This window comes from Klebsiella grimontii (genome assembly GCF_042137965.1).
GTDB classification, from domain to species: Bacteria; Pseudomonadota; Gammaproteobacteria; order Enterobacterales; family Enterobacteriaceae; genus Klebsiella; species Klebsiella grimontii.
On sequence record NZ_CP169721.1, the window covers coordinates 869130 to 881554 of the forward strand.

Annotated in this window: 13 protein-coding genes; 5 read left to right on the forward strand and 8 right to left on the reverse strand. The window is 51.5% G+C overall.

Going from position 1 to position 12425, the window contains the following annotated elements:
• Positions 1-36: 36 nt before the first annotated feature.
• From surE to ACE3MN_RS04240, 3 genes are read left to right on the forward strand one after another with little or no spacing between them, the layout of a single operon-like run.
• Entirely contained in the window at positions 37-822 is a 786-nt protein-coding gene (gene surE, locus ACE3MN_RS04230; protein WP_098067248.1) for a 5'/3'-nucleotidase SurE, read from the forward strand.
• A 57-nt stretch (positions 823-879) separates the two neighbouring features.
• Positions 880-1935, forward strand: coding sequence for a galactitol-1-phosphate 5-dehydrogenase (locus ACE3MN_RS04235; protein WP_098067263.1), 1056 nt, complete (start codon positions 880-882; stop codon positions 1933-1935).
• A 56-nt stretch (positions 1936-1991) separates the two neighbouring features.
• Positions 1992-2348, forward strand: coding sequence for a hypothetical protein (locus ACE3MN_RS04240; protein WP_141522398.1), 357 nt, complete (start codon positions 1992-1994; stop codon positions 2346-2348).
• A gap of 175 nt (positions 2349-2523) precedes the next feature.
• On the opposite strand, the gene ACE3MN_RS04245 is transcribed toward ACE3MN_RS04240, so the two are convergent.
• The 7 genes from ACE3MN_RS04245 to ACE3MN_RS04275 form a co-directional block, all read right to left on the reverse strand.
• Positions 2524-3588, reverse strand: a complete 1065-nt coding sequence (locus tag ACE3MN_RS04245; RefSeq protein WP_154944872.1) for an alpha/beta fold hydrolase — start codon at positions 3586-3588, stop codon at positions 2524-2526.
• Positions 3589-3695: 107 nt separating this feature from the next.
• Positions 3696-4280, reverse strand: a complete 585-nt coding sequence (locus ACE3MN_RS04250; RefSeq protein WP_112924648.1) for a flavodoxin — start codon at positions 4278-4280, stop codon at positions 3696-3698.
• A 9-nt stretch (positions 4281-4289) separates the two neighbouring features.
• On the reverse strand, positions 4290-5051 hold the full coding sequence (locus ACE3MN_RS04255; protein WP_154944874.1) for a carboxymuconolactone decarboxylase family protein: 762 nt from the start codon (positions 5049-5051) through the stop codon (positions 4290-4292).
• A complete protein-coding gene (locus tag ACE3MN_RS04260) occupies positions 5029-5508 on the reverse strand; it encodes a cupin domain-containing protein (protein ID WP_098067243.1) in 480 nt (159 codons plus the stop codon). The genes ACE3MN_RS04255 and ACE3MN_RS04260 overlap by 23 nt, the downstream gene beginning before the upstream one ends.
• Before the next feature lie 64 nt (positions 5509-5572).
• A complete protein-coding gene (locus tag ACE3MN_RS04265) occupies positions 5573-7030 on the reverse strand; it encodes a heavy metal sensor histidine kinase (protein ID WP_098067262.1) in 1458 nt (485 codons plus the stop codon).
• 15 nt (positions 7031-7045) lie between these two features.
• Positions 7046-7726 carry a heavy metal response regulator transcription factor gene (locus ACE3MN_RS04270; RefSeq protein WP_021571249.1) on the reverse strand — a complete coding sequence of 227 codons (681 nt, stop codon included), beginning with the start codon at positions 7724-7726 and terminating at the stop codon, positions 7046-7048.
• A 14-nt stretch (positions 7727-7740) separates the two neighbouring features.
• The gene (locus tag ACE3MN_RS04275) at positions 7741-8907 is read right to left on the reverse strand and encodes an aldo/keto reductase (protein WP_176518996.1); all 1167 of its coding nucleotides are present in this window, start codon (positions 8905-8907) and stop codon (positions 7741-7743) included.
• A 274-nt stretch (positions 8908-9181) separates the two neighbouring features.
• On the opposite strand from ACE3MN_RS04275, the gene ACE3MN_RS04280 reads away from it, so the two are divergent.
• Both ACE3MN_RS04280 and ACE3MN_RS04285 read left to right on the forward strand, forming a co-directional pair.
• On the forward strand, positions 9182-10207 hold the full coding sequence (locus ACE3MN_RS04280) for an alpha/beta hydrolase (RefSeq protein ID WP_223226932.1): 1026 nt from the start codon (positions 9182-9184) through the stop codon (positions 10205-10207).
• A 259-nt stretch (positions 10208-10466) separates the two neighbouring features.
• Complete coding sequence (locus tag ACE3MN_RS04285; RefSeq protein ID WP_098067240.1) at positions 10467-11147, forward strand: nitroreductase; 681 nt, start codon at positions 10467-10469, stop codon at positions 11145-11147.
• Positions 11148-11154: 7 nt separating this feature from the next.
• Here the strand turns inward: ACE3MN_RS04285 and ACE3MN_RS04290 are convergent, their stop codons facing one another.
• Entirely contained in the window at positions 11155-12357 is a 1203-nt protein-coding gene (locus ACE3MN_RS04290; protein WP_375364256.1) for a multidrug effflux MFS transporter, read from the reverse strand.
• Between the last annotated feature and the right edge of the window lie 68 nt (positions 12358-12425).

A 12425-nucleotide genomic window follows, 5' to 3' on the forward strand; every position in this document is an offset into this window, starting at 1 on the left:
CTGGTCTTTATTTATCCCTGAAAGGGAGGTAATCCTGTGGCTCAAAAATGGTTACAACGAATCTTACTTGTCAATGATGACGGTATTGACGCGCCGGGAATTAAATTGCTTGAGGATGTGGCACAACAGCTTGCCGATGAAGTCTGGGTCGTGGCACCTGCAACTGATAAAAGCGGCGTGGCTAACTCTGTTAGCCTCAGAGAACCGGTTCGAGTGGAACAGCGGGAGGAGCGCCGATATGCCGTGCATGGTACTCCGGCTGATTGTGTCACGATGGCTGTTCAGCATTTAATGAAGGAGCAACTTCCGCAACTGATACTGTCAGGCATTAACAATGGTTCCAATATCGGTTTTGAAACCGTGCTTTCTGGAACTGTGGGAGCGGCCATCACTGGCCTCTTGCTTGGCGTTCCGTCGGTCGCCCTGAGTCAGGACAAGCGACCTGAAGATCCGGTGAACTGGCGAACCGCAGAAACATTTTGCCTGCCCGTCCTGGACACGTTAATCAGTCGAGGATTACCAACTGATTGCTGCCTTAGCATTAATTTTCCTGACTTGCCTGCGGACAAGATTAAGGGAATTAAAGCCACGCGTCAGGGGATTGGCAAAGTGAAAGGATTACAGGTTATTCCCACAACAGACCCACACGGAGAAGATTATTACTGGATCCGTGTGGAGCATGGGATCGCCGAGTTTCCTGAGCATAGCGAGGCAGGGGCGGTTTCAGAGGGATATATCTCTGTCACGCCTTTAATGTTTGAGAGAACGGCCACGGAAAGCTGGCATCAGCTTTCCGTGGATCTGAGTGCGTCGCCCTTGTGAGGGCGACATTTTTTCACATTCGAGTTTTCAACCCTGATGCCGAAGAGTGAGGTTACGATGAAGGCACTGAATTTGTATGGTGTACAGGATGTCCGCTATGAAGATGTGCAGAAGCCTGAAATTGAAAATGCAAATGATGTTCTGATTAAAGTACATACGGCGGGTATATGTGGGTCGGATATATCGCGCTTTGGTAAAATTGGATCATATAACCCCGGTCTGACCTGGGGGCACGAGTTTTCCGGCACCGTAGAGAGTACGGGGAGTGGGGTCACCTCGGTAAGTAAAGGCGATCGCGTCACGGCTTGTAACTGCTTCCCCTGTTTTCATTGTGACTACTGTAAACAGGGAAATTATGCCCGATGTACGCATATGAAGGTGCTGGGAGGCCAGGTCAACGGTGCTTTTGCTGAATACATTCGGATGCCAGCTGAGAATGTCCTCAAGTTACCCGACTCTATGGACTTTGCGACAGCAAGCTTTATTGAGCCATCCAGCGTGGTTGTGCATGGCATGCGGCAAGTTGATATCAAGCCTGGTAGCAGTGTGGCCATTGTTGGGTGCGGTACTATTGGCTTACTTGCCGTTCAATGGGCAAAAATCTGCGGAGCGGGGGACGTATTTGCCTTTGATACCGACGAAGATAAACTCGCAGTAGCGACGAAAACAGGGGCAACGGCAACCTTCTGCGTCAAAGATGAAAACTATTTATCCCGGTTCCATGAAATCACCTATGACAAAGGTGTCGATATCGTTTTTGAATCATCTGGTAATGCTGCAGGGATCGGCTCATCCCTGCTTCTGGCGGCGAAAGGCGGCGCGGTGGTTCTCATGGGTATCCCGTACGGTGATGTCGCTTTACCCCGGTTGAATTTTGAAAAAATTGTGCGTAATGAATTGAACGTCATTGGTTCCTGGAACTCGATTTCTGCACCGTTTCCTGGAAAAGAATGGCAGACATCCATCCATTATCTCAGTTCTGGAAAGATTGATGTCTCTCCACTGATAACCCGGCAGGTTCGAATGGAAGATGTTCCGTCGCTTTTGCCAGATCTTTATAACCGAAAAGCGTTTTTCGTTAAGGTTCTGATCAACGTCGAAGCGTTGCCCTGAGGAATGTATGGAAGATTGTGTTTCTTATCATCACTCTTGTTTTACCTGGGAGTATCATGAAATCGTTGCATGAACTTCTTATTCTGAATCATTTTTATTACTGCTTTCTTCTGGCTATTAAACTTAACAAATTCAATCTTCCCTCTGTGAATAGTATCAATCAGAAAGTATTTATAAAACAGTGGCTTTGTTCTGCGCAGAAAAAAAGACTATTTGACAAATTGGTCTATGAAGAAATTCAGTGGTTACTTGAAATCCTTTCGGATAAGGCAACAACCCTTCAACAATTCGAGTTTAATATTGAGCTGATTTACCATCGCTCTTTCGAAATGATTAAAGAAAAGGAAGTTATGGTGCCCCCTGTTAGTTGTATTAGTGCTAACCGAACGGACTCGCCATTTTTACCTTCATAAAATTGATAAGTCTATGCACTTTCTCTGGTAACAAGCTACTTTCGGCCACTGTTCATACATACTGAAGGCATCATGCCATTCCAGGGACGCTTCAACTACTTCATATTAGAGAATGTCCTTATAAATAAGATATTGGATCTGAGCCCTCAGTATTGAGGGCCCACATTTTCTTATGCTACTGTAGATTCTTATCTTTCAAAAATTGACTCACCAAATCAGCAATCTGCACATTATTTAAATCAGAGAACGGGAAGTGGGTATTCCCTTTGATTCCCACTTCAGGCAGATGCGTCACAGTCACATCCCCGCCATGCTTGTTCACCACATCACGCCACTCGCGAGCCATCGCCAGACGTACGCGCCAGCTGTCCTGCGCGGGCATGGCGACAGGTTGATCAGGTATGTTATCGCCGTAGATAATCAGAATCGGGATTTTGGTCAGTGCCATAAACTGCTCCATCGGCACAGGCTCACCCTTCAGCGTGTCAAACGCGCTTGGCATAGGGGCTGGGAGTTCTTTTTCAGGGAAGACAAAGCTGCTGCCAGGCTCGAAGGCGATAATGGCTTTGACCTTGTTGTTTTTCATCGCCGTGTACCAGCCTGGTCCGCCGCCCTGAGAGTGGGTGAAGAGGATTGCCGGGCCGGATTTATCCACGACGGCGGACATCGCATCAGAGATAACATTGATATCAAACGGCCCGGTATTTGGGGTCATCTGACGGAAATACTGATTCAGTGTTTCTTGGTCGTGAGAGAACTGAACGCCCTTAAAATACTCTGGCCACACGCCAACGCGGAACTGGTTGAACCACATCTGTTCATCCGGTTTAGGCGTAACAGTACCTTCTACAGTCGTGCGTCCGGCGCTGCCCCGACGCGGCTGATCGACAAGATAAGTTGAGAACCCGCGACGCAGGAAGATGTTCTGGAACCCTTCGCGACCATCCGGGGTACTTTCCCAGGTACGGGAGAACTGACCTGCGCCGTGCAGCATGACGATAGGGTATTTATGCGGATTCTCCGGGATTTGGTAGAACACTGAGGCATGATCGCCATGCCAGGTTTGGCCAGCTGAATCCAGCGGCTTTTTCGCATCAAATGTTCCTGGTGCGGTGATGATAGTGCCACCAGCAGAAAAGCTTCCCTGTTCCTGAATGACCAGCGGCTCGGCATAGACCGACTGAGCCACCAGGCCACCCGCCATTACGCAGATGGCCAGCGTTTTTAAGATTGTCTTCAAGATTACATCCTCTGTTATGTTTGCCGTTCAATCATATCTGAGTAGTCAGCGTTAATTATTTAGCACCCCTGATTGCCCTTATTGGGCAGACTCATGAATGCGGACGATTAACTGCGTATTGTCTCTAACCAACTTGTTACCGTTTCAGTGGTTCTTCGCTCCTGGTCGCATTCAATAACCAGCGGTTTTTCCCGACGCGCAGTTGGGGCGAGACTGGCAAGGATGTCGTCGCTGTCTCCTTTACCGTAGCCACCGTGAGTAATAAAGGGGATGAGTAATTTGCCCGCAAGGTTGTGGCTGCTGAGAAATGCTTGCACTACAGGCGGCACGCTGGTCCCCCAGATCGGAAAGCCTAAATACACGGTCTCGTAGCGTGAGATATCTGCAACGCTATTTTTTAATGCCGGTTTTACGCCTCGCTCACGCTCTTTTTTCGCCTGTTCAACGGTCTGAAAATAGTCTTCCGGATAAGGCGTAGCCGGTTCGATTTCAAACAGATCGGTATTCAGGCTGCGGTGAATGACGCCCGCAATCACCCGTGTATTTCCGCTGCGGGAAAAGTACGCCACCAGAACACGGCTTTTACCCTGCACGTTTGCGGTTCCGGTCGCAGCTGAGGCAAAAGAAACGTTCGCCAGCGTCAGCCCGGCAAGTGCGGTGATTAACATTCTGCGGTTGGGATCATGCTCCATAATCCACTCCTAATTGTTTGCGAGCGCCTGCTGCAGCGCCTTTTCAGCTCGCGTTGCTGCATCACTTTCGCCATGTTCACGCAGAACCTGTGCCAGCTGGCGCAGCTGCGACGCCGTCAGGCCGACCCGCATGCTTGCTCGCGTATGCGACAGCAGTTGTGATTCGACGCCCGGCGTGGCCGCTAATGCGCCAACCGTTGCCAGCTCGCGGCTTTGCCAGTCGAGGTTATCACGGGCGAAAATGTCGCCGAAAAGGTGCGTTTGCAGGAACTGGTTAATCACCGGGGCAAAATCAAACAGTGGGCCCTGGACGGGAGCGCCTGAGATTTTTGTCTGGTTTGCGGTACCGACACGGCGAAGCTCATCCCCGACAGGGATCGGGGCAACCGGTTCTTTACCCTTAACGTCTTTGATACCACGTTGTTTACGTGCTTCGACGACCTTCATCAGTTCACTAAGCGCATTCAGGCTACGGGGGAAGCCCGTATAGGCATAAAGCTGGACGAGAATCTCTTTGGTTTCGTTTATCGTGAGCCCTGCGTCAAGACCCTGATTCAGGGCTGCATTCAGCTTATCCATCTGGCTGCTGGCCATCGATGCCGCAATCAACGGGATGGCCTGTTGGCTGGCTGACAGCGTATCTGAAACCGTTTGTTCGTGGTTCATTTCTGAGGCTCCTTTATTGACGGACGCAGCATGTGCCGCGAGACCAAAACCAAAGGTCAGCAGTACCGCTGCCGCTAATGTTTTAATGGGCGTGGTATTGTTCATCTGTCACTTTCTCCATCCAGTTAACGCTTTTGCCATCCACAATCCCAGTTATCGCCAGATGCGTCATCGCGCTGCCGGGGGCCGCCCCGTGCCAGTGTTTGACGCCCGCCGGGCAAGAGACAACGTCACCAGCGCGGATAACCTGCACCGGCTGGCCTTCTTGCTGGGTGAGCCCAACACCCGAGGTCACAATCAGCCGCTGACCTGCCGGATGCGTATGCCAGGCGGAACGAGCGCCGGGTTCAAACGTGACATAAGCCCCGGAAACAGGGATGTCGTTATCCGGTTTGAAGAGAGGATCAACCCTGACAAGACCGGTAAAGTTCTCGGCTGGCCCGAACACCGCATTCTGACTTCCTGCGGGGGCGATATGGACAGCGGGATTTTGTTCCGCTGCCCAGGATGAAAATGTGAAGAAGGGCAGTAACAGCCCGAGGTAACGTAAATGTCCGATCATGCAAAGCGTCCTTATCAATGAAGAGGGGATTGCCTGCGATGATTTTATCGGGAGGGTAATGACGTCAGGCTGACGCCCCCCTGACAATTCTGTCAGCTAACCCGGGTCCCGGCTCAGTACCGGATTGAGCATTGTCTGCCGCTTTATCCGCTTGTAGCGCAAAGGTGAGGCCAAAAGTATTGATGCCTCCTTCACTACGGGCAAAGACATCTCCCCGGTGCATAATGGCGACGGCACGCACGATCGACAGGCCCAGCCCATGATGGGTATCACTCCTGGCCCGGGAGGTGTCAACGCGATAGAACCGCTCGAAAAGCCGGTGTAAGTGCTCTGGTGCTATTGGATCGCCCGGGTTTGACACTTCAACACAGGCCTGATGACCGGTTTCGCTTAACCGCACCGTAACCGTACTGTTGGAGGGGGAGTGTTTTGCGCTGTTTTCCAGTAAATTGGCCAGTGAACGGTGGAACAGTCGTCGGTCGATGTCCGCGGTGACGTCGCCCTGAACATCGAGAGAGAGCTGTTTTTCAGCAAAAGAGGGTTCCACATACTCCGCTGTTTTTAGGGTTTCTTCGCGCAGGGACACATGCGTAAGCTGGGAAGCATGTTCACCCGCATGGGCATGGGACAGGAACAGCATGTCGTTAACGATAGACGTCATGCGTTCAAGTTCTTCCAGATTGGAACCCAGTAACTCTTCCAGTTCATCCTGCGAGCGTCGGCGCGAAAGCCCCAGCTGCGTCTGGCCGATCAGGTTAGTCAGCGGAGTCCGGAGTTCATGCGCAACATCGGCATTAAAGCTTTCGAGCTGCCGCCAGGCGACCTCCTGCCGTTCCAGCACGCCATTAAAAGATGATGCTAACTGCTGTAATTCGTCAGGTAATGCTTCGGTATTCAGGCGCTGACCATGGTCCCCAGGAGCGAGTTGCCGAGCCTGTTTACTGAGCGCCCCAACGGGACGAAGACCGATCCTTGACACGACGTATCCCAGTAAGGCGACAATCACGACGCCCAGTGCGGTAATGATCAGCAATGTCCGCGTGAACGCATCGAGTGTGCCCATATACGGCGTGGAGTCGATGGCAACCACATAGCGCAGCTCAGGCCGCTCACCGTTGGCGGGGATCGTTTTCACTAACAGAAACAGCGAGCATGCACCTTCTGATGCGCCGGGCACTTTATTAAAGCCTTCCCGCAAAGAAGACCACTGAACACCTACCGGTGGTGTTCCCCCCATGCTAAAGCGTGGGTTATCGCTCACTATCCAGTAGCGAACGCGTTCGCCTTCAGAATTGGTTAATACGGTAAATTTATTGGCAAGCAGTGACCAGCCGTCAGCAGAGGTTTGTGCGGTGATCCACGGACTCATTAATGATTCGCGGAACAGCAGCTCGTTGTGCATCTGCTTTTGCAAAGAGTCATGCAAGGAGCTTCTGAGCAGGATGCCGATAACGGAAACAATCAGTAGCGCGGATAAGGCAAACATCAGCGCCAGGTGAACGGAGATGGAACGCTTAAGCATGCTTATCCCCTTCATTTATTCGGACCGGACTTCGAGGACATACCCCATGCCACGAACGGTATGTAACAGCTTGATATCGAACGGCGCATCCACTTTGGCCCGAAGTCGTTTAATGGCCACTTCAACCACGTTGGCATCGCTGTCGAAATTCATGTCCCATATCTGCTCCGCAATCATCATTTTTGACAGAATCTCTCCCTGATGCCGGGCCAAAAGGCTCAACAGGGAAAACTCTTTCGCGGTCAGCTCCAGCCGTGTTCCGGCGCGAAATACGCGACGAGCCAGCAGGTCGAGATGCAGATCGTGAATTTGCAGCTGGGTGATGTCTGCGCCATCCGTAGCGCGGCGGCGCACCAGTGCCTGAATACGCGCCACCAGCTCAATCAGCGAGAAGGGCTTGGGCAGATAATCATCCGCGCCAAGGCGAAGCCCTTTAACGCGTTCATCGACCGAACCCCGAGCCGAGAGCATCAGCACCGGCGTCTGTTTGGCTGCTCGCACACCCTCAAGTACCCGGTAACCATCCATCCCCGGCAGCATTACATCCAGTATTATCGCGTCGTAGTCGAACTCCAGCGCGTAATGCAGTCCTTCCGCGCCATCTGCAGAGACATCTACCGTAAACCCGGACTCACCCAGCGCACGGGAGAGATAGGTTGACGTTTTTTCTTCATCTTCGACTAACAACAGGCGCATAACGGGACTTCCTCTTAACTTTTCATTGGTGCTTCAACATCGGAATAAACCTGCACGGCATCCGGCAGACGTTGCCCCTGGATAGTGATCGCATCCAGTGAGCGGGTGAGCTCGGTCATCTCAGCGGAAGTCAGCGATACGCCGGTAGCCGCTGTGTTTTGCAGCATATGGTCTTTATTGGTGGTGCCAGGGATGGGGACAATCCAGGGTTTACGCGCAAGGAGCCATGCCAGAGCAATCTGTCCCGGTGCCGCATTTTTTCGTATTGCCCAGGATTTCAGTAGTTCAACCAGCTGTAAGTTGTGTGGCAAGTTTTCAGGCGAGAAACGCGTTTCTGTCGCGCGGAAATCACCGGTAGCGAACCGGGTACTCTCATCAATCCAGCCCGTTAAAAATTGCACGCCGAGTGGGCTCCATGGCACGAACCCAATGCCCAGTTCTTCACACACCGGAAATACCTGCTTTTCAGGGCCACGCCAGAGCATGGAGTATTCACTTTGTACGGCGGTAACGGGTAATGCTGCATGAGCGCGTCTCAACGTGTTGATGCCCATTTCAGACAGACCCCAGTGCAGGACTTTCCCTTGATCCATTAAATCTTTCACCACACCGGCGACATCTTCGATCGGGATCTGTGGATCAACCCGGTGTTGATACAGTAAGTCAATACGATCGGTACGCAGGCGTTTGAGCATATTGTCGACGACCTGTCGGATATGCTCAGGTCTGCTGTTAAGGCCCGGCAGACGCTTACCCGTCTGTTGGTCAATGTTCCAGCCAAACTTGGTGGCGATAACGATTTTGTCCCTGAACGGGGCGACGCCTTCCCCGAGAATTTTTTCGACTTCAAACGGGCCGTAGGCTTCAGCAGCGTCAAAGAATGTTACCCCTTCATCAAATGCCCGGTGGATAACATTGATCATCTCGGGACGCCAGGGAACGGAGGTGTCGTATTTACGACTCATGTTCTGCACGCCCAGACCGACGGCAGAAACTTCCAGCTTCCCGAGTTTACGCTTGCCCGGAGCAGCATTGCGTTGGCTGGGTTGTCTGGATGAATCGACCTGAGAGGATTGGCTCGCCGCTGATACGTGCGGAATCAGCGAGGCGGCGGCAATACCGGCCCCGGCGACTAATAGCTTGCGCCGCTCTGGCATTGTTGGGGCATTCTGTCTTTTCATTGATCGCTCCGTTTCTCAGAAAATTGAACATGAATCTCATTTAAGCGAGACCATTCTGCCTTTGGATTGCCAACATAAAGCTGACGGCTACCTGACAGCGCTGTCAGAAATGCTTTCCCATCCCAGCCTGTTTCCTGACAAAAATGTTATTTCCCTGTCACGATGCTGACAGCCCTCTCCGCCTAATCTGAGCCTGCAAATTTGATTCTGCGGGCCTGTATAACCAGGCCGACACTCATCGGGAGAGACCATGAAATTCACGCTTATCAGTGCAATGCTACTCACGGCAATGGCCGGAGTGACCTCAGTCAATGCGGCTGATTACAAAAAAAATCCATTCACACTCGTCTATGACGGTGCCATAACTGAGAACGTCACAGGCAAGGTCAACATTCATCCCGTGAAATACGATCTGCATGGCATCCAGATTGCTGCGAATGTCTATACCCCTGCTAACTACGATCCCGCCAAAAAATACCCTGCTGTAGTGGTGGCACATCCTAATGGCGGCGTAAAAGAACAGGTCGCCGGGTTGTATGCTCAGCGTCTTGCCGAGCAGGGATACATCACGATTACCGCCGATGCGGCGTATCAGGGCGCTAGCGGTGGGATGCCGCGCAGCGTGGATAAACCTGCTAATCGTATCGAGGACATTCACGGCATGGCTGACTACATCAGTCAGTATCCTGGTGTAGATACCGCCCGCCTTGGTCTGCTGGGTATTTGCGGAGGCGGCGGGTATTCACTTGTTGCGGCTGAAACTGACAAGCGGTTCAAATCGATAGCAACCATCAGCATGTTTAATTCAGGCCTTGTGCGCCGCAACGGTATGCAGGATTCACAGCTGGATACTATCCAGCAGCGTCTTCAGCAGGCTTCTGACGCACGTGCTCAGGAAGCAGCCGGAGGAGAGGAGCTCTACTCCGGCGATGCCAACCTGACTGATGAACAGATTGCTAAATTACCTTTTGCCTTGTATCGCCAGGGCTACGAGTACTACTGGAAAACCCACGCGCACCCGAATTCCACGTTTAAATACACCACCAGCAGTCTTCTGGATTTGATGAGCTTTGACGTAACGGACCATATCAATCTCATCAATAAACCGCTGCTGATGATTGCCGGTACAAAAGCGGATACGCTCTATATGACTGAAGACGCGTTCGCGAAAGCCACTGGTACGAAGGACAAAGAACTCTTCCTGATCGATGGCGCTACCCATATCGAGACGTATTGGGTGCCCAAATACGTTGACCAGGCAATGCAAAAGTTAGACGTCTTCTTCAATAAGAATATTTAGTTAGCCTCCGATGATGCCCCAGCCGCGCAGGCTGGGGTATGTCCATCAGCTGTAGCCATTTTCCGCTTGCGTGTTCACGCGATAGACCCAGATTAACGAAGTTGCGGTTAAAGATAATTACGCTGCTTAAATAGGCGCTATGAATAGAATTCATAGACCTAATCTGGAACCGGGAATGAAAACGATGAGACTGATGTGACAGGATGGATCTGGATAGAGTGAATCATTCACTTCAAATTACTTTCAGGCGGAGAAGCAAATGAGTTCGCAAGAGCCAACATTTAGTGAGGTAGTAAAAAACAGATACTCGGCAAGAGCCTTTCTTCCAACTCCTATCCCCAGAGAGATCCTCAAAGACATTTTGCTCGAAGCGCAATGCGCACCATCCAACTGCAATACTCAACCCTGGTCCCTGCATATTGTTGCAGGAGATAAACTTCGTGAATTAAGCCACGCACTGACGGAAGATCTGAGGGCGGGGAACTACAGTCTTGATTTTACCTTTGATAAAGAAGCTTATCCCGAGCCATTCAGGCAACGGGCTTCGGAGCAGGGGCGCTCGTACTATCAGGCACTGGGCGTTGCGCGGGGGGATAACTTAAGTCGCTCAGAAGTGGTCGAGCGTAATGTGAGATTTTTCGGCGCGCCTCATGTTGCTCTGCTGTTCATTCCTGCTGTAGGGGACAACGTTCGCGTAGCCTCGGACGCCGGTATGTATGCCCAGACATTCCTGCTTTCTCTGGCAGCTCGAGGTTACGCAGGCGTTCCACAGGCAGTGCTGAGTTATTTTGCCCAAACGGTGCGTCGAATATTAAATGTTCCTGAGAGTTTCAGGCTGCTTTACGGTATTTCTTTTGGGATCCCAGATAAAACGCATCCCTTCCTGAGTTACAGGGAAGGGCGGGTATCTCTGGACGAAAGTGTCGTCTGGCATCAATAACTACGTTTTATTTTTTTATCTGAACGGTCAGTGCCATCAGGGCGCTGGCTGCTGTAAACAACGCAATTATCCAGCCCATCGTCCATGGTGTGCCATCACTGAACAGGGCAAGAAGAAGTGAAGAGATGATGCCGCTGCCGTATTGTAACGCGCCCATTAGCGCCGATGCGGAACCAGCCACATTAGGCACTGCGTCCAGAGCGCAAGCCGTGGATGTCGCCGCGATGATGCCATTCATAGAGAAGAACACGAACACAGCGCCGACAATCACGATAATTCCACCCATACCCAGACCGGTGGTGACTGCCAGCACTATTGCCGCAATAGCGGCGATGAATACGGCATTCCTGAGCAACGCTTCCAGTGGATAGCGGTGAACCAAACGTCTGTTGACCATGCTCACCGCCATCAGTCCAACAATGTTTACTGCAAACAGCCAACCGTAATGCTGCGGGTCAACGCCGAAGTATGTGATGTACACAAATGGGGAACCGGTGATAAAGGCGTAGGCTGCAACGTAGTAGAACGTCAGGCACAAAGTAAATCGCATGTATCTGGCGTTGGTGAGCAAGGCATAGTAGTTGTGAAATGCTCTGGTTACGGAGGCGTGCGAGCGTTTTTCAGCAGGTAATGTCTCCGGCAACCAGAATAAAGACATCAGCATTAATGTCCCGATAATCGCCAGCAGCCAGAAAATGGCATGCCACGAGGTGACTTTAATCATCTGCCCGCCGATCAGGGGCCCGGCAATCGGCGCGATGGCCATGATGATCATCAGAGTCGAAAGCATTTGTGCTGCACGAGTGCGGCTAAACAGGTCACGGATCATTGCTCGAGCCAGCATCTGCCCGGTACAGGCACCTAACGCCTGAAAAACTCGCCAGAAGACAATTTGTACAATATCTGTTGATAACGCGCAGCCCACCGAGCCGATGATAAATAGACCTAAACCGATAAACAGCGGTAGACGGCGTCCATAACGATCGCTAATTGGTCCCCAAATCAGTTGTGCAATGCAAAAACCGATAAGGAACCCTGTGATTGTCAGCTCTGCGTCACCCTGTAAATCTTTTGCCATGACCGGCATAGCCGGAAGATAGATGTCGGTTGATAACGAAGTAACAGCCATTAACGCGCTGAGAATGAGTAGAAACGAGAGACCGGTTTTTTTAGCTGTAGCTGACTGTGTTTTTGCCTGTTGATTAAGCATGGTGATCCGTTGGACATGAAGAGATAAGGGTATGTTAACGGGTTTGTGCTTGTTGATAATCACAGGCA

Coding starts and splice junctions, on each gene's coding strand:
- ACE3MN_RS04290 (WP_375364256.1), bottom strand. CDS start 12,357: ATGCTTAATCAACAGGCAAAAACACAGTCAGCTACAGCTAAAAAAACC.
- ACE3MN_RS04265 (WP_098067262.1), bottom strand. CDS start 7,030: ATGCTTAAGCGTTCCATCTCCGTTCACCTGGCGCTGATGTTTGCCTTA.
- ACE3MN_RS04235 (WP_098067263.1), top strand. CDS start 880: ATGAAGGCACTGAATTTGTATGGTGTACAGGATGTCCGCTATGAAGAT.
- ACE3MN_RS04250 (WP_112924648.1), bottom strand. CDS start 4,280: ATGGAGCATGATCCCAACCGCAGAATGTTAATCACCGCACTTGCCGGG.
- ACE3MN_RS04255 (WP_154944874.1), bottom strand. CDS start 5,051: ATGAACAATACCACGCCCATTAAAACATTAGCGGCAGCGGTACTGCTG.
- ACE3MN_RS04285 (WP_098067240.1), top strand. CDS start 10,467: ATGAGTTCGCAAGAGCCAACATTTAGTGAGGTAGTAAAAAACAGATAC.
- ACE3MN_RS04260 (WP_098067243.1), bottom strand. CDS start 5,508: ATGATCGGACATTTACGTTACCTCGGGCTGTTACTGCCCTTCTTCACA.
- ACE3MN_RS04275 (WP_176518996.1), bottom strand. CDS start 8,907: ATGAAAAGACAGAATGCCCCAACAATGCCAGAGCGGCGCAAGCTATTA.
- ACE3MN_RS04270 (WP_021571249.1), bottom strand. CDS start 7,726: ATGCGCCTGTTGTTAGTCGAAGATGAAGAAAAAACGTCAACCTATCTC.
- ACE3MN_RS04280 (WP_223226932.1), top strand. CDS start 9,182: ATGCTACTCACGGCAATGGCCGGAGTGACCTCAGTCAATGCGGCTGAT.
- ACE3MN_RS04240 (WP_141522398.1), top strand. CDS start 1,992: ATGAAATCGTTGCATGAACTTCTTATTCTGAATCATTTTTATTACTGC.